The organism is Planctobacterium marinum (assembly GCF_036322805.1).
GTDB classification, from domain to species: domain Bacteria; phylum Pseudomonadota; class Gammaproteobacteria; order Enterobacterales; family Alteromonadaceae; genus Planctobacterium; species Planctobacterium marinum_A.
In genome coordinates this window covers 3,805,010-3,821,997 of sequence record NZ_AP027272.1, presented here as the reverse complement: position 1 = coordinate 3,821,997, position 16,988 = coordinate 3,805,010, and the positions used below count along the sequence as shown (strand labels likewise).

At 45.1% G+C, this 16,988-nt stretch carries 18 protein-coding genes; 14 read left to right on the top strand and 4 right to left on the bottom strand.

Features of this window, described 5'->3' with window-relative positions; all coding sequences use genetic code 11:
- Nucleotides 1-186: 186 nt before the first annotated feature.
- Entirely contained in the window at nt 187-459 is a 273-nt protein-coding gene (locus AABA75_RS16930) for a helix-turn-helix domain-containing protein (RefSeq protein ID WP_338293925.1), read from the top strand.
- Nucleotides 460-626: 167 nt separating this feature from the next.
- Here AABA75_RS16930 and AABA75_RS16925 read toward each other — a convergent pair whose 3' ends face one another.
- Nucleotides 627-1,784 carry a flagella assembly protein FlgT gene (locus AABA75_RS16925; RefSeq protein WP_338293924.1) on the bottom strand — a complete coding sequence of 386 codons (1,158 nt, stop codon included), beginning with the start codon at nt 1,782-1,784 and terminating at the stop codon, nt 627-629.
- A 291-nt stretch (nt 1,785-2,075) separates the two neighbouring features.
- On the opposite strand from AABA75_RS16925, the gene AABA75_RS16920 reads away from it, so the two are divergent.
- Entirely contained in the window at nt 2,076-2,573 is a 498-nt protein-coding gene (locus AABA75_RS16920; RefSeq protein WP_338293923.1) for an LPP20 family lipoprotein, read from the top strand.
- A 676-nt stretch (nt 2,574-3,249) separates the two neighbouring features.
- Here the strand turns inward: AABA75_RS16920 and flgN are convergent.
- The 3 genes from flgN to flgA form a co-directional block, all read right to left on the bottom strand.
- Complete coding sequence (gene flgN, locus AABA75_RS16915) at nt 3,250-3,669, bottom strand: flagellar export chaperone FlgN (RefSeq protein WP_338293922.1); 420 nt, start codon at nt 3,667-3,669, stop codon at nt 3,250-3,252.
- 3 nt (nt 3,670-3,672) lie between these two features.
- Entirely contained in the window at nt 3,673-4,008 is a 336-nt protein-coding gene (gene flgM / locus AABA75_RS16910) for a flagellar biosynthesis anti-sigma factor FlgM (protein WP_338293921.1), read from the bottom strand.
- A gap of 243 nt (nt 4,009-4,251) precedes the next feature.
- The gene (gene flgA / locus AABA75_RS16905; RefSeq protein WP_338293920.1) at nt 4,252-4,962 is read right to left on the bottom strand and encodes a flagellar basal body P-ring formation chaperone FlgA; all 711 of its coding nucleotides are present in this window, start codon (nt 4,960-4,962) and stop codon (nt 4,252-4,254) included.
- 156 nt (nt 4,963-5,118) lie between these two features.
- On the opposite strand from flgA, the gene AABA75_RS16900 reads away from it, so the two are divergent.
- The 12 genes from AABA75_RS16900 (at nt 5,119) to flgK (ending at nt 16,973) form a co-directional block, all read left to right on the top strand.
- Nucleotides 5,119-6,057 (top strand): chemotaxis protein CheV, encoded by a 939-nt coding sequence (locus AABA75_RS16900; protein WP_338293919.1) that lies wholly within the window; start codon nt 5,119-5,121, stop codon nt 6,055-6,057.
- A gap of 3 nt (nt 6,058-6,060) precedes the next feature.
- The gene (locus tag AABA75_RS16895; protein WP_338293918.1) at nt 6,061-6,885 is read left to right on the top strand and encodes a CheR family methyltransferase; all 825 of its coding nucleotides are present in this window, start codon (nt 6,061-6,063) and stop codon (nt 6,883-6,885) included.
- Nucleotides 6,886-7,033: 148 nt separating this feature from the next.
- Nucleotides 7,034-7,435, top strand: a complete 402-nt coding sequence (gene flgB, locus AABA75_RS16890; RefSeq protein WP_338293917.1) for a flagellar basal body rod protein FlgB — start codon at nt 7,034-7,036, stop codon at nt 7,433-7,435.
- Complete coding sequence (gene flgC, locus AABA75_RS16885; RefSeq protein ID WP_338293916.1) at nt 7,435-7,860, top strand: flagellar basal body rod protein FlgC; 426 nt, start codon at nt 7,435-7,437, stop codon at nt 7,858-7,860. The genes flgB and flgC overlap by 1 nt, the downstream gene beginning before the upstream one ends.
- A gap of 9 nt (nt 7,861-7,869) precedes the next feature.
- Nucleotides 7,870-8,796: a FlgD immunoglobulin-like domain containing protein gene (locus tag AABA75_RS16880; RefSeq protein ID WP_338293915.1), complete on the top strand. Its 927-nt coding sequence runs from the start codon at nt 7,870-7,872 to the stop codon at nt 8,794-8,796.
- Nucleotides 8,797-8,814: 18 nt separating this feature from the next.
- Nucleotides 8,815-10,269 carry a flagellar hook protein FlgE gene (gene flgE, locus AABA75_RS16875; protein WP_338293914.1) on the top strand — a complete coding sequence of 485 codons (1,455 nt, stop codon included), beginning with the start codon at nt 8,815-8,817 and terminating at the stop codon, nt 10,267-10,269.
- Between the two features lie 141 nt (nt 10,270-10,410).
- Nucleotides 10,411-11,154: a flagellar basal-body rod protein FlgF gene (gene flgF, locus AABA75_RS16870; RefSeq protein ID WP_338293913.1), complete on the top strand. Its 744-nt coding sequence runs from the start codon at nt 10,411-10,413 to the stop codon at nt 11,152-11,154.
- Nucleotides 11,155-11,217: 63 nt separating this feature from the next.
- Nucleotides 11,218-12,006 carry a flagellar basal-body rod protein FlgG gene (gene flgG / locus AABA75_RS16865; RefSeq protein WP_338293912.1) on the top strand — a complete coding sequence of 263 codons (789 nt, stop codon included), beginning with the start codon at nt 11,218-11,220 and terminating at the stop codon, nt 12,004-12,006.
- 12 nt (nt 12,007-12,018) lie between these two features.
- Nucleotides 12,019-12,714 carry a flagellar basal body L-ring protein FlgH gene (gene flgH / locus AABA75_RS16860; protein WP_338293911.1) on the top strand — a complete coding sequence of 232 codons (696 nt, stop codon included), beginning with the start codon at nt 12,019-12,021 and terminating at the stop codon, nt 12,712-12,714.
- Nucleotides 12,715-12,750: 36 nt separating this feature from the next.
- Nucleotides 12,751-13,863, top strand: coding sequence for a flagellar basal body P-ring protein FlgI (locus tag AABA75_RS16855; protein ID WP_338293910.1), 1,113 nt, complete (start codon nt 12,751-12,753; stop codon nt 13,861-13,863).
- A 9-nt stretch (nt 13,864-13,872) separates the two neighbouring features.
- Nucleotides 13,873-14,856, top strand: coding sequence for a flagellar assembly peptidoglycan hydrolase FlgJ (gene flgJ, locus AABA75_RS16850; RefSeq protein WP_338293909.1), 984 nt, complete (start codon nt 13,873-13,875; stop codon nt 14,854-14,856).
- On the top strand, nt 14,853-16,973 hold the full coding sequence (gene flgK / locus AABA75_RS16845) for a flagellar hook-associated protein FlgK (protein ID WP_338293908.1): 2,121 nt from the start codon (nt 14,853-14,855) through the stop codon (nt 16,971-16,973). Before flgJ ends, flgK begins: the two co-directional genes overlap by 4 nt.
- Nucleotides 16,974-16,988: the final 15 nt, after the last annotated feature.

The following is a 16,988-nucleotide window of genomic DNA, read 5'->3' as shown; positions in this document are numbered from 1 at the left end:
AAATGCTAATTGCTATTAGAGACTATACAGAAATAAATGCTGGTTAAATAAATTACCATTCGGGATTGTTTAATAGGTAAATATTCGATACTTTACATGAATTAAACTATACAGTAAGCGTAAGATATTCATTGAGCGCGAAATCCAGAAAGACAAATTTAAGGCAGCATTGAGGAAGTAGTAAATATGGCCAATAAAAGTACCGACATATTGCATGTAGAGCGATCAGATATCTTGAGAAGTCTTCGATTACAAAGCAGTTTTACTCAAAAACAGATCGCTGATAAATTGGGCATTAGCCGAGAAAAAGTGGTAGCCGTAGAAAACTGCCATTTAAAATCAATGTTGGCATTAGAGTTAGATACTATTAAAAATTGGTGGAATTTATGTCGTTCCCGAGCAGATATGGAAACCCAAAAACAATTTGCCAAATTAATGAGAAAAGAATTAAGTATTTAAATTTTTACGATAGAAATTAGTGGCGTCCCCACCGCGACTCGAACGCAGATCTAAAACTTAGGAGGTTCTTGTTTTATCCGGTTAAACTATGGGGACGCTGATTAAGCTATAAACGAGTTATCATTCACTGTTTAGATTATTGCGCAATCACACTTACAATTAAAGCGTTAGCGGCGCACCACAAAATCGTTTGGTTGAATATTCGCCAGTGGCGTGCCATCTACCACTCTTAGTTGTGCTGAGTTAAAGAAGGCTTCGGTCACCACTACCCTTGACGGATGAATACTGTATTGCGTTTGGGATAAGCCATTAGGTGAGAAAAAATGACGCATTTGAAAAACCGCTAATTCGTCACCCTTTTTTACACCTTGTTTACTACCAATGTTCACAGACAGGCTGTTATTGTGAATGCCAATTATTCTGCCATAGGTTGGCATGCAGGCGATGAGTTCATCAATTTCAGAGGTTAATTCTCGTAACATTTCTTGGGTAGCTTTGCCGAATTGCGATCCCCAAAACTCTTTACTTGTAGCATGTACTCTCTGGTGTTTATCAAATTGCCAAATCGCCGAGCGATGATAGGTCTTGTCAAAAAGAATATCTCCTTTGGTGCCGTCCAATAACATAAAACGAATCGATAGATTTCTACCAGGGTGCTTCTCATCCCAAAACTTTGCTACATCCAGATAGGTCTTGGGTTCTTCATCTAAGCTCAATTCCACGATGTCGCCTATCAATACGTATTGCGCACTAGTTTGTTCAGCCAGTAACATTGATTGCGTTTTGAGATCTTGAGGCTGAGGAAAGAAAGTGTAGGGCTCTATTTTACTGATCATGGCCCTCTGGGAGTAGACTTCAAAGCTTTCCTTTATGGCGTTAGCCAATGGGCCATCAATGGAATTAAGGCCACCTATGGCTGCTTGGCGGTAGGCGCTGACATGGATCTTACTGGTGACAATATTTTTCTTATAGTCAGAAGCGCTACACTGATCTCTTTGGGGAAAGATATCCGCTCTGATAGCGACTTCTACAAAATCATCGTAGTAATGCTCAGATATCAATTCGACACTTGCTACTTCGCCTGAAGCCCTTATTTCAAGATGTTCGTCTTGCAATAGTCCATCAGTCATCTCCTGAACACTGCGAACCGAAGCCCCAGCAAACAATAGGGCTTGTCGAATAGCTTCATGAGTTGCTTGTTGCCTAGCCAACTCTTTATTGTTGTTGTGTATTACCGCTTGACCACTGGCCTCAAACCAGGCTGCATGTGTATGCAGACTCGCTACACTGAGTAGTGTCAACAATGTAAAAATCAGTCTGAACATAAAAACCTCGATACCAATCCTTTAACACGACGCCACATCAGGCTATTTGCATCAGCAGATATTGGGGAGTTACCGTCAATAAGGCGTCAGAATTTTCATATACTTTGGTATAAGCACATTACGTACCATCTTAATTAATCGATAGTGAACATTAGAATAAATGGCAAACAACTTGCTTAGGTTCAACTAAACATTGTTGATGTGCAAATTGCGTCAATAATACAGCGCTGATCAAAGTAGTGTTTTGTTAAGCGGATAGTAAGCAAATTTCAGGCAAACTGATGGTGGGTTATGAAGACAAATTTCAATTCCAAGGTAGACAAATTGCTTGTCGTTGGATTCGTGACACTTGGGCTTTCTGGGTGTAAATCACTAGAAGCAATGTACTACAGTGATAAACAGGTCGAGTGGGAGTATGTTCAGCCGGAGCAACATCCTGTGTTGACTGCGGTAGGTTATGCCCCAATTAGCGCACAAATGGGTAATACTGACTCTGCTAAAATGTTGATGGCGATAAAGGCATCAAAATTAGATGCCTACAAAGAATTGGCTGAGCAGGTTTATGGACAACGAATTGATACCCAACAGTCATTGGCTAACTTAGTGTTAAAGGATAATGATTTGAAGGCCTCCGTGGAAGGTGTGATCAGGGGAGCTCAAGTAGTAAAAACCTATCCGGTAGGTGAGGATGTTTATGCAACCGAATTGAGTCTTGATTTTCAAAAGGTGTATGATATTTACCTCTCTACTGCACGCCCAAGAAAAATAAAAGAAATAACCTATTACTGATATATAGAGTTTTCCCTATCCGCTCAAGATGAAAGCCTCTCCCACGAGAGGTTTTGTCGTTTGAGCAGCAACTAAATCGAGATGAATACTTAAGAACCCTCATATCTTTTTTGACATCAGTTTAGCGTGGCAGGCACTATCCACGGCTTTTCTGTGCCAAATCTCTTTGGTCCACATACCATTTTTGAAATGCATCCTTGTATTTCCCTGAGGGCAACTCAAGCCATCCAAATTCATTCCCGATGAATTTGTCTTTTTGCCAAAAGAAACCGTATGCGAAAGATAAAAGCTCCCCGCATTAGGCTTAATCCATTGAAACACAACAAGCTTCCGTCGTCACAATGCGCGTCCATGCCAGGCACAGTTAGATTTTTTATCCATAAAAATCACCGATAACATTGCTTAATGTTTTTAAATGGCGCTTCATGAGGACAAATGGGGGGCTATACACGACAATATTAGACGTCATTAACACACTTATTCCGTGTTTCTTAACTTATTGGTAAAACACTTTAACGCGATAAGCCCACGAATTGATTAAAATAAATATAATTTTAGGTGGCAGGTGACTGGTAAAATCTCAAATAATTGTGAGGAACCTTGAGAATGAGTATCTACCTGGGTTCTTCTTCAAGGGAGATAGTTGGGTAACGATTGATAAAGGTTTAATTAAAAATCAGGCTTTGACACCAGAGCCTAACATACCGCCCTGTGTTTTACCCTTGTTGGTGTATGTGAGAGATTCTTTGTTTCGCACCGCCAGCATTACGTTGCGAAGGCGCTGTAGTCTTATTTGGTTCTTTTCTACTGCCGCAGCGTTAACTTCAGTCTGGTGCTGACACTTCTGCAACAGCTCCTTACCTTGATGAGCCAACGTCAGTTGTTCTTCTGAAAGCTCGCTCTCAGGCGCTCTCAACTTTTGCAGAGACGCATCATTTTCTGCTAACTGCTCTAGTAAACCAGATTTTTCGTCAACCAATGTCAGAAGACTTTCAGCATCGCGAGCAACTACTAACTCCAGTTCTCTTTGGAGATTAGCTTCCAACGCCTTAAGTAGCGTCAGTTGTTGTTCTAAAGCTGCAGTCAAATCTGACATCAATTAACCTTTGGATAAGCCAAACAGTTCAGTTTCCGCTTTTGAGATTTTGGATGCCAGTTGCTCAGCATCAATCTTATAAGAGCCGTTCTGAATCGCCGCTTTCAGTTTATCAACTTTATCTTGATTCACCGGAGCGTCACTTGCTTTTTTCTGCACATTCGCCAGTTGTTGTGCTGACTGGGTCAGCGAAACGGAATCCTGGCGAGGGGCAGCAGCAGCGGTTTGAGCTTGCTGTGCTGTATTTGCACTTTGGCCTTGTTGAGCCTGCTGTTGATTGAGTCGTTGACTCTCCAACTGCGGCTTCTGACCTGTGCCGTTTACATTGTTAATAGCCATGATTAAATTCCAATACTTTTAAACCCTCAGTTAGCTTATCGGCCGAGGCCTGGTTATCTTTAATAAAAAAACAATTAATTCGCAGGTTTTTTATACTAGCTAACTGTATACATGCAGTTTAAATTAAGACCATAAAAAAGTCTTTATAAAATCAATGATTTGCCAATATTCGTTTAGCGTACAGAGACATTGGCAGTTTTCAAATTGCGCATCGACAACCCTCTAAGTCGCTGAGCTTTTCTACTAAATCTGGACCCGCACCTCATTCACATTTGCGACTTGTGCTTCCAGCTGTTTTTTGGAGCGTCTGTTTTGTACGGAAATCGTATCACCAATATTGCCGTCTTGCAGCGCTACACCACTGGTTTTTATTTCTAATCCACTTAGCTTAGCCGTAATTACAATGGCGTCGCCTTTACAAACAAAGCATAACATATTCGGAGAGACGGTGGTGCCATCACGAGAACGCCGCTTTAGCCGCGCGCCAATTACCTCTTTTATATCGGCAAACGTGCCACCTCTTATACGTCTTTTGTCTACCTTTTCTATCGTGACATTGTTTTCAGTTAACAAGGTGCCGGGTGATACCGTGTCTGCCAGCACAACCACTTCTTGCATTTCCGTTACACTGACACTCAGATAATGGAACCAGCCATTGCTCGGGCAACTCACTCTTACCGTTACGTTGGATTGACGCAAAGATTGTGTACTACTGCTGGCTTGCAAATCCACAGGACAGGCGGGAATGTTGATTCGCTCATCAATATTCCGGACGGAAATTTGCACATCGTTGATATTGTCTACTTCGGCATTTTGGTAAACAAATATCTCTGCGGTCTCTTCCACAAGATTACGCATTAAATCTTTTTCTTGCGCAGCCGCTATATTGGTTGTTATAAACCAACCAATTAAGGAAAGTTTTAAGGTTTTCTTGAGGTTGGCGAAATTTTTCATGTTCACTTTCTTCCAATTTGGCTATGCTTAAAGGCAATTTTGGTAAAAACTTAACAGCGTCAAAAAAATAACGCTGTGTGGGCGAATAATAATCACGCATCCACATAAGAGTACTATTCAAGTATCGTGCCTGTTTGGATGAATTAGAGGTGTTTTATGGCGGGAATTTTAGATTCTGTTAACCAACGAACTCAGCTGGTGGGGCAAAACCGCCTTGAGCTATTACTGTTCAAACTCAATAATCGCCAACGCTACGGAATTAACGTATTTAAAGTGCGTGAGGTTTTACAGTGCCCGCCCTTAACTTCAATGCCTAAGTTGAATAAGCTGGTTCGTGGTGTTGCCCATATTCGCGGCCAAACTATCTCGGTTATCGATATGAGTATGGCCACAGGTGGACGTAAGATTGAAGATATCAAAAATGCCTTTATTGTCATCGCGGAATACAACCGCTCTGTACAAGGTTTTTTAGTGGGTTCGGTGGAGCGCATTATTAATATCAATTGGGAAGCAATCTTGCCACCACCTGAGGGGGCGGGTAAGGCCAGTTATCTTACTGCTGTGACAGAAGTTGATGGCGAATTAATAGAAATTCTGGATGTTGAAAAAATCCTCAATGAAATCGCGCCAGCCCGTGAAGTTGTACGCGAAGACATGGCTGAAGAGTTAGCCAAGCACGATGCCAGTCTGGATGACAAAATCATTTTCATCGCGGATGATTCATCAGTAGCAAGAAGCCAGGTTAAAAAGGCCTTGTCTTCATTAGGTCTGGAAATTGAAGCCGCCAAAGATGGTCGCGAAGCGCTTGAAAGGCTGAAAGAAATTGCGTCGGAAACCGGTGATGTAACCGACAAGGTTGGTGTTATAGTTAGTGACATTGAAATGCCTGAGATGGACGGCTACACCTTAACAGCAGAAATCAAGAGCACCCCTGAATTGGCTAAATTACATGTGGTGCTGCATACCTCATTGAGTGGTGTATTCAATCAGGCGATGGTTAAAAAGGTAGGGGCGGATGACTTTATTGCGAAGTTCCATCCAGATGAACTAGCTACTGCGGTAAAGAAATGGCTGGATAAGTCAGCGGAAAATTAATCTGTGGTAAATAAAACATTAAGCGAAGACGACTACACACTGTTCAGTGAGTTTCTGGAGCGATGCTGCGGTATCGTTTTGGGACCGAACAAGCAATATTTGGTGAGAAGTCGTTTAGCGCCTTTGATGCGAAAATATGACGAGCCATCGCTTAGTCAGGTGGTTAATGATGTTATCAATGGCAGAAACCGCGGTTTGAGAGACGACGCAATCGATGCCATGACCACCAACGAAACACTGTGGTTTCGAGACAGGTATCCTTTTGAGCTGTTAGTTAAAGAGTTGTTCCCAAAGTTTGCAGAAACTCGACAGCCGGTAAAAATCTGGTGTGCTGCAGCATCATCAGGTCAGGAGCCCTATTCTATAGCGATGGCTGCGGCTGAATATCAAAAGCTGAATAGCCGATTTCCCGGGGTGCAAATCATTGGTACCGACCTGTCCACGGAAATGCTGCAAAAATGCAAAATTGCTACCTATGATTCATTGTCCTTATCCAGGGGGCTATCTGAGGAGCGTAAACGACAATTTTTCGACGATACGCCAGAGGGAAACAAACGTATCAAGCCGGAAATTGCGCGTATGGTTACCTTCAAACAACTCAATTTACTAGACAGCTACGCCAATCTGGGGCGCTTTGATATGGTATTCTGTCGCAATGTGTTGATCTATTTTGCACCGGAAGTAAAAAGCGCCATACTGCAAAAAATTGCCTCTGTGTTAAATAAAGACGGCATTTTGTTCTTAGGCGCGTCAGAATCTATGGCGGGCTTATCCTCTGATTTTAATATGATTCGGTGTAATCCGGGCCTGTATTACACTCGGAAATAGCTCTACTAACAGCATGAAGTCCCTTTAATACTAAGGCTTGTCTCGCTTCTTTGCTCAGATAATATCTCTTAAAATCCCTTCTTCTAAAAAACTGGCACATGCCTTGCTTTGATTCCACTGTAAGTTTTTTGACGCTGTGGAGGCCAATATGGCTATCAGTTTAGACAAATTAACCGCTTTGCATCATCGAGCTGTCTCAGTAAGGCAGGATCGAATGGAACTTATTGCCGGTAACCTGGCAAACCAAAATACACCCGGTTATAAAGCAAGAGACATCAATTTTCAGGAGGCGATGAAAAGTGCCTCTTATGAACAGCGTATGCATCTCAATCGCACCTCAACCGGACATATTGAAGGACAAATGCAAAGCGACCGACTCGTCACATTTCGGGTTCCAACACAACCGGATACCGGTGATGGCAACACAGTAGAAGCACAAATGGAGAAGAATGCGTTTCTGGATAACGGATTGCGTTACCAGGCAAGTCTTCAGTTTTTAGACGGTAAATTTAAAGGCATGAAAAAGGCACTGACCGGAGGGCAGCAATAATGAGTTTGTTTAATGTAATGGACATTGCGTCGTCGGGCATGCATGCCGAAGGCGTAAGGTTGAATACCACCGCCAGTAACGTGGCCAATGCCAACAGTGTTAGCTCTTCCTACGGTGAAACCTATAAAGCGCGGCATGCAGTTTTTGCCGCAGAAATGAAAAATGCCACGGATGCCCAGGCACCGCTGGGCACCAAGGTTAATGTGTTGGGAGTCGTGGAAAGCCAAAAACCCTTGCAGGTGGAATATTCCCCCAATCACCCCATGGCCAATGAAGATGGCTACATCTTTAAGCCTAATGTGAATGTAGTGGAAGCCATGGCAGATATGCTCTCGGCTTCAAAAGCCTACGAGGCGAATGTGCAGGTGGCTGATACCACCAAGCGAATTTTCCGCCGTGTGATGATGCTAGGCCAGGGTCGATAGGAGAATAAGATGGACGCAATAGGTAGTAAATTACTAAACGATCAGCTGTATTGGCAGGAAGAAGGGGTGCCGATTGCTGATCCTAACGCCAATTCTCAGCTGACCCAGGAGGATTTCTTCTCCCTGCTCACCGAACAGTTAGCAATGCAGGACCCCACTAAGCCGGTGGATAACGACCAGATGGTAGCTCAGATGACCAGCTTTACCATGGCCGACAGCTTGTCGCAGCTAAACGACAAGTTTGATGAATTTGCCTCTTCAATGAACTCTAACCAGGCTCTGCAGGCCACGAGTTTAATCGGACAAACAGTGTTAACGCAATCCAGTGTCGGCAGTACGTGGCAGGATGGTGCCGTCAGTGGTGCCATTATAGCTGACGCACCTGTTGAAGACCTGAAAATTCAGATCCTCAATGAATATGGCGAAGTGGTACGGGAAATTGACGGTGGTAATCACGATGCCGGGGCTATCTCTTTTGGTTGGGATGGTACCGACGCCGACGGAAATCATATGCCACGGGGCAAATACCGCGTTGAAGCGACCGGGACTGTTGATGGACTCAATACGGGGCTTAATGTGCAGATAAACGCCCAGGTGACCGGGACTGCGGTAGCTGCACAAAATGTGCAAGACATGAAAATCATCATCGAAGATGACATCGGCCAGGTGCTGCGTACTATCAATGTAGGTAGCCAGCAAGCCGGAAATATTGAATTTGGTTGGGACGGAACTGACGATGCTGGCAACATTTTGCCCCCGGGTTCTTACAACATCAAAATCGAAGGGGAAGTCAACGGACAAACAGAATCCATTCCCTTTGGTATTAATCGCAGAGTCGAAAGCGTCAGCCTGGCGGGAGCTGGTAATTCTGGCGTGGTATTAAATTTGGCGGGTGATGAAAGTATCCGCTTAACAGACATAATAAATGTAGGCTAATTAACAGGAGAACGAGCAATGTCATTTAATATAGCCCTGAGTGGTGTCGCTGCCGCTCAAAAAGACCTGGATACCACGGCAAACAACATTGCCAATGTTAACACCGTGGGATTCAAAGAATCACGCGCCGAATTTGGCGATGTCTTTGCATCGTCCTTACTCGGTGGTGGCCGAACCAAAGTCGGTGACGGTGTGGTCACCCAGGAAGTGGCGCAGCAGTTTAGCCAAGGGAGCTTGCAGTTCACTAATACTGCGCTGGATTTGGCCATTACCGGTAACGGCTTTTTTGTAACCGTTCCGGATATCTCTTCGCAGGATTTTACTTATACCCGAGCTGGTCAGTTTAAGTTGAATGAAGATAACTTTGTGGTAAACTCCCAGGGCGACAACCTGCTGGGTTTCCCGGTAAATAGTGATGGTACGTCATCATCCATCGCGCTAAGTACAGCTGAACCAGTGCAGATTCCAGACTCCTCCGGGAACCCTTCACCGACATCGGAAGTAGATTTACGAATGAATTTACCGGCTGGAGATCCAGCACTAGATCCAGATGACTTTAATCCTAATGACACCACAACTTATAATGCCTCCACGTCGATTACGGTGTATGACTCCTTGGGCGAATCACACATTCAAACTTTTTATTTTATTAAAGATGCTAACGCGACTAGCAATGAGTGGTTAGTTGTAACTTCAGTCGACGGTGAGTTTTACGATTACACCAACCCGGATGGCACAGTGCCTGCGGATCCCACCATTCCCAATGATGGTCCGGTAGGGGGAGTTGACCAAAATTATGTGGGCTTTGGACAGACGTTAACTGGCCCAGGCGGAGCGACGGGAACTACAGGCGTTTGGGCAACCAGGCTAGTATTCGACTCGAGTGGTGATTTTACGGCAGTCCAAGCCGCTGATGGCTCTTCACTGCCGACTGGAACCGCAGGTGATATCTTATTACCCACTACGGTACCGCTATCTGGATTGACTTCAGGAGCTGACACTAACCAGACTCTTGCTATTAATTTTAACCTTGACACCAACGGTATTGGTGATAACGAGCCCACGCAGTTTGCGTCCTCTTTTGAAGTGACCTCACTGGAGCAGGATGGTTTGCCTGTTGGCCGTTTAACAGGTATCGATATTGGCCCGGACGGTCTGGTTAGAGCCACCTTCTCCAACGGTACATCAGAGCCAATTAGTCGTATTGCTTTGGCGCGCTTTTCTAACGAACAGGGTTTAACCCAAAATGGTAATGCCTCCTGGAAAGAGAGTATTTTGTCCGGTGAAGCGCTAGCGGGTGAGGCCACTACAGGGACCTTTGGTGATATCAACTCCTCAGCCTTGGAACAATCCAATGTAAACCTCACAACTGAGCTGATTGATATGATCATCGCGCAGCGAAACTTCCAGGCCAACTCCAGAGCATTGGAAATCAACAACGCCCTGAATCAGACAATCTTGGGTATCCGATAACACTAACCTAACTTACAGAGGGCCACATCACGTGGCCCTTTTTGTCTTTGCTTCTCATTCCATTCTGTATCCCTCTGAAATTATCATTGGCACGAATCCTGCTTTAATGTTGTTAACTCAATAACAGGTCAAATAATTGTCATGGATAAAATGCTTTATATTGCCGCTTCAGGTGCCTCACAGGACCTGTTAGCTAGTGCGGTCCGGGCCAATAACCTGGCAAATGCTCAAACTACAGGTTTCAAAGCGATGATGGCGCAAGCCCGAGCTATGCCGGCTTTCGGCGATGGTTTGCCGACACGTGTATTTGCCATGACAGAAAGTCCTGCTAACCGCTACGACGCGGGCGCGATGGTGCAAACGAATCGTGACCTGGATATCGCAGTTGAGGGCGATGGTTGGTTTGCCGTTGTGGACAAAAATGGTGGTGAAGCCTATTCCCGTAACGGTAGTTTACAGATGGGTACCAATGGTGAATTGCTGGATACCCGTGGTAATCAAATTGTTGGTGAGGCTGGTCCAATTTTCTTGCCCATCCCACTGTCGAATGTAAGCGTTGCTCAGGATGGCACTATCTCTGTCAGACCCCAAGGCGCACCCGCCAATGTGCTTGAGCCTGTTGGCAGAATCAAATTGGTTAAACCCGATCTTGAAAACCTGCAACGCAGTCAGGATGGCTTATTTCGATTACCTGATGGTGAGCAAGCTGACCAGGATTTGACTGTAGGTATTCGCACCGGATTTTTGGAAGCCAGTAATGTTAATCCTATCGAAGAAATGATGGGCATTATCCAGGCACAGCGTCATTACGAAATGCAGGTCAAGTTTATGAAAAAGGCGGAAGAAATTGATCAACGTGGTACCCGTCTGTTGATGATCATGTAATGAATAAGTTAAAGCAATTAATCACGGAAACGCTTTTGTTTCCTGGCAATGAGGAGGTGGCTTATGCACCCGGCATTATGGATTAGTAAAACAGGACTCGATGCAGCACAAACCGATGTGTCTGTTATTTCTAATAATCTGGCTAACGCCAGCACGGTTGGATTTAAAAAAGATCGGGCGATATTTGAAGATCTGCTATACCAGAATATCAACCAACCCGGCGGTCGTTCATCTGCAGATACCGAGTTACCTTCGGGTTTGATGGTGGGCGCGGGTAGTAAAGTGGTGGCAACGCAAAAGGCTCATACTCAGGGTAATATGTTAACCACTGAAAACTCCCTTGATATGTCAATTCAGGGCCGTGGCTTTTTCGAGATATTGCAACCAGATGGCTCTATCGCTTATACCCGAAATGGCCAGTTTACCTTGGATGATACCGGACAAATCGTAACCCCGGGAGCGGGCTTTCAGTTACAACCGGCTATTACCGTCCCTGAAGATGCGCAGCAGATTACGATTTCACAAGACGGTGAGGTTTCCGTTCAGGTGCGAGGTCAGGCGGCCCCAACCATTATCGGACAGCTTAATATTTCGGATTTTGTCAATGCAACCGGTTTGCAGCCAATTGGTCAGAACTTGTATGTGGAAACTGCTGCCAGTGGTGCACCCATACAAGGAGTGCCTGGGCTAGATGGTTTGGGTACGATTCAACAAGGCTCGCTTGAAACCTCAAATGTAAATGTCACAGAAGAGCTGGTAAACCTGATTGAAAGCCAACGTTTATATGAAATGAATTCCAAGGTTATTTCTGCGGTGGATCAGATGCTTGGCCAGGTAATCCAACAACTTTAATGATGGTGTAGTATGAACAAGCTAATCGTAAAATTCTCAGTTGTTTCTTCTCTATTACTGCTAACTGCATGTCAGTCAACAGTTAAGGTGGATCCTCGTCCGAATGATCCATTTTTTGCACCTGTGGTACCGGAAATGCCCGTTGAGCAAGTATCTAATGATGGTTCAATTTTCAATGCCATGCATGCCAATAGTCTTTATTCGGATGCTAAAGGACGCAGAATCGGGGATATCATTACCGTAATTTTACGTGAAAATACATCCGCAACGAAATCCGCCAGCACTAGTATGGAACGGGATAGCCAAATAGATTTTGATCCTATTGTGGGCCCCGGTGGTCGGAACCTTAACTTGGGTTTTGGCGGTGATTTTCAATTAGATCTTGGAGCAGGTAATGATTTCGAAGGGGATGCCTCTGCTAATCAGAGTAACAACCTGACGGGTAATATCTCCGTTACGGTTGTACAGGTAATGCCAAACAACAACCTGATTATTCGCGGCGAAAAATGGTTAACGTTGAACAATGGCGATGAGTACATTCGTCTAACCGGTATTGTTCGCCCCGCTGATATTAATCCGGCTAATGAAGTACTTTCCTCTAAAATAGCCAATGCCCGTATTCAGTACAGTGGTACAGGTAGCTTCTCTGAAGTGCAACAACAAGGTTGGCTTGGCAAGTTCTTTGCATCAACCTGGTGGCCCTTTTAATTTTTTGACGTATTGAGGCAAGTGAGGAGCAGCATCATGAATTTATTGAAAATGTTTTTTGTATTAACGGTAATGCTGATGAGTAGTGTTACCTACGCGCAAAAAATAAAAGATGCTGTATCAATCTCTGGAGTCAGAAGCAATCAGCTTATTGGTTATGGTCTGGTGGTGGGTTTACCAGGTACTGGAGAGCAAAGCCCCTTTACAGAGCAGAGTTTCCGAGCAATGTTATCCAATTTTGGGATTGCTCTTGCCAGCAACGTTAGTCCAAAAATTTCCAATGTTGCCGCTGTTGCGGTGCACGCTGATTTACCGGCTTTTGCCAAGCCAGGTCAAAAGATTGACATCACCGTTTCTTCCATTGGTGAGTCTGAAAGTTTACGCGGCGGTACACTTATGCAAACCTTCCTCAAAGGGATGGATGGCAAAGTATACGCTGTAGCACAAGGCAGTTTAGTAGTCAGCGGTTTTGGTGCTGAAGGCGCCGATGGTTCTCGTATTATCTCCAATACACCGACAGTTGGACGCATTCCAAATGGTGCCGTAGTGGAACGTTCTGTACCTAGCGGTCTTATGAATGGAGATTATTTAACACTCAATCTTAATTATCCTGATTTTTCTACAGCTAAGACCTTGGCGGATACCATTAATGCGCGCTTGGGTGCAGATCCAGATAAAGGTTACGTTATCGCCACCCCCATAGATGCAGCTTCAGTGCGGGTATCTGCTCCAAGAGACGTAGGGGCCCGCGTAGGTTTTTTAGCAACTATTGAAAACTTTGAATTTGAGCCCGCGGATGCACCAGCACGCATAGTGATTAATAGTCGTACCGGCACAATCGTGATAGGAGAAGATGTGCGCTTAAAACCTGCTGCTATTACCCACGGTGGTCTGACGGTAACTATTGCTGAAACGCAGACTGTGTCGCAACCTAATCAATTTGCCGAAGGTGATACCACGGTTACGCAACAGTCAATCGTTGACGTTAACCTGGACGATACCCGTATGTTTAAATTTGACCCCGGTGTTAGCTTGGATAACCTGGTTCGTGCTGTAAATGAAGTTGGGGCGGCTCCGGGTGATCTAATGGCCATTTTGGAAGCTCTGCGTGAAGCCGGCGCTCTCCAGGGTGAACTGGTTATTATTTAGGGCTGAAGTATGGACTCCATGAATCACGTTCAAACCCAGATGCAGCAAGCGCGCAATGCTTATGATGTACAGAGCTTAGATGCGTTGCGCCAAGGGGCCCAGAAAAATGATAAACAAGCACTGGAGGAAACGGCCAAACACTTCGAAGCGATTTTCGTTCAAATGATGCTTAAATCTATGCGTGCTGCAGAAGATGTATTGGCCGATGAGAATAGCCCTTTTAATTCACAAGAAGTGAAGTTTTATCGCGATATGCACGATCAACAGTTGGCCACCAATATGTCAGCTTCCGGCAGTGTTGGTTTAGCTGAGGTGATAGTGCAACAACTGGATCCGCAGCGCAGTAATGTGATGCCGGCAAATCTTCTGCGCAACGACGGCAACCTCTCGACAATAAATGATTTTAGTCGGGCTAAAGTGAGCATGGCTCAGAATCGCGGTTTAGCGGAATCTTCCGCAGAATTATTACAAGGACCGCAGAAAAAACCCGGATTCGAATCACCAGAAGAGTTTGTGCGAAATCTGTTACCGATTGCGCAGCAAGCGGCTGAAAAGATTGGACTGGATCCCAAAGCGATGGTGGCTCAGGCCGCTGTAGAAACGGGGTGGGGACAATATCTAATCCATTCTGGTGATGGTCAAAACTCACATAATCTCTTTGGCGTTAAAGCCAGTCGCGGTTGGCAAGGTGAAAAAAACTACATTGATACTTTAGAGTTTGAAGGAGGCACTGCTCAAAAAACCAAAGCGCCTTTCAGGGCCTATGGATCCTTCGAAGAGTCAATGAATGATTACGTTAACTTTCTGCAAGCCAGCCCTCGCTACCAACAGGCTCTGCAACGAACTGATGACCCTGCAACTTATTTCAACGAGTTACAGAAGTCTGGCTATGCAACTGATCCAGCCTATGCCGATAAAGTTATGTCAGTATACAACAGTGAACGCTTGAGCGCTGAGAGTAACAAGCTTAATACCATGAGGTCAGCGTTATGATCCAGACGGATATTTTTACCATAGCTTCCTCTGGCTTAAACGCCCAGCAGGGTTTATTAAACACTACGGCCAATAACATTGCCAACGTTAATACCGAAGGCTATGTGCGACAAAAAGGCATACTGCAAGAGCAGGACGTTGGTGGAGTGTTGCTAGGTAATGTCGAGCGCGTTGTGGATCGCTTTGCGCAGGAGCAACACGTGCGCGATACATCTTCTCTTGGCGAAGCAAACCAGTACCTTCAGAAGTTGAATCAGTTAGACAATATATTTGCTAGTGAGGCAATTAGCGCTGCAGAAGGCATGAGTCGTTATTTTGCTGCCTTGCAAACTGCAACGGATGATCCGAATAATGTGGCTTCTCGAGAAATTGTCATCTCCGAAGCTGAAGCCATGATAAAGCGCTTTAATAATATTGACGGGTATCTGGAAACCAGCGTGGAAGTCGTAAATGAAGAGCTGGACGACAAACTGGAACAAGCCAATGATCTCATTCAGCAAATCGCAGATTTAAACGCGCAGATCAAATCTACGCAGTTCGCGCCACAAACATCGGGTTCCGAATCAGTAAAAAATCAAAGAGACCAGGCGATTTTAGCTCTATCTGAGTTAGCTGAAATCACCACTCAACCGCGCACTGATGGTTCTACATTAGTGTTTATGGGTTCCGGTCAAGCACTGGTATTGGAAGATGGTTCATTTAATGTCTTCAGTGACAATGGTAATCCAGATCCCACATACAAAGATCTGGTGCTGGTGGCATCCGATAATACCAATGTCAGTATTCCCCTGAGCGACGAAGACTTAGGCGGGGAACTCGGGGGGCTTATTCGCTATCGAGACGAAATTCTGGAGCCTAATATCAGAGAATTGGGGCAAATTGCTTTAGCCATTACCGACGCCATGAACGAACAGAACAAACTGGGAATGGATCTGGACAATCAGTTGGGAACCAGCTTATTTACAACTCCCGAGTTCGGTGCGCTTACATATGAAGACAATACCGGGACGGGAGCTGTGAACGCCCGTGTTCCCGATGGCGGGGGAGCTGAGATTACTTCAGCAGATTATCAGATTACGATTACTGGCGGGGGCGGTACAACCTCAATAGACTTTGATATTGCGTTGCTCAACCCAGATGGTAGCCCGGTTACAGATAGTTCAGGCGCGGCTATCAGACAATCACTAACCGGTGTGGATATTTCAGGTGGTGGTTTCATTACGATACCTGCCGGTGATATTGGAGGTGATATTGAAATCCAGTTCCCTGACGGTACAGCTTATGCTGACGATGATCAATTTCTGATCCAACCTGCCAAGGAAGCCGCAAGTGCTATCGCGATGGCAACAAATCGCCCCGAAGATTTGGCATTAGCCTCGCCTGTTCGGGTTGAATCAAATCTCAACAATTTGGGGACTGCTTCTGTTTCATCTATTTCTGTAACCAATACTGAAGTGAGCGCCGGGACCGAAGGCTCCGCTTTTGATGGCGCGGGTGGCATTCAAGGTCCGGGTGCGTCACCTCACACAGGCGGAGATGGTGCACCCACTACTATCGTCTTTACCGCAGCAGATAGTTTCGAAGTGCGAGATTCAGCGGGGGCAGTATTAGCAACGGTAAATGGCGCCAGCTCGCTGGAAAACCTTTTGACGCAAGCTGCAGCTGTTCCATGGGATGCCGGGTTCACGGGACAAGATGATTATCCCGGATATGACTTGAGTATTGAAGGTATTCCTCAAGCGGGGGATACTTTCACCATTGCCTATAATACAGATGGTTTTAATGACAATAGTAATGGTGTGAAGTTGGCTGGTCTGCAAGAAGAAGATCTGATGTTGCGGGGCAATGATGGAAATAGTACCCAAATTACTTTCCATGAAGCTTACGCAGGAATAGTTACTGAAGTTGGCTCCAAAACTGCCAGCGCTCAAGTGGAGTACGATGCGGCCGTTGCAATGGAGAGACAATCAAAAGAGTGGGTGGATTCCGTTTCTGGTGTAAACTTGGACGAGGAGGCGTCAGACCTTATTCGTTTTCAGCAAGCTTATGCCGCGTCAGCGCGAGTCTTAACTACGGCACAGAGCCTGTTCCAGACAATATTAGGCGCAGTAAGTTAATGAATAGTGTCATGC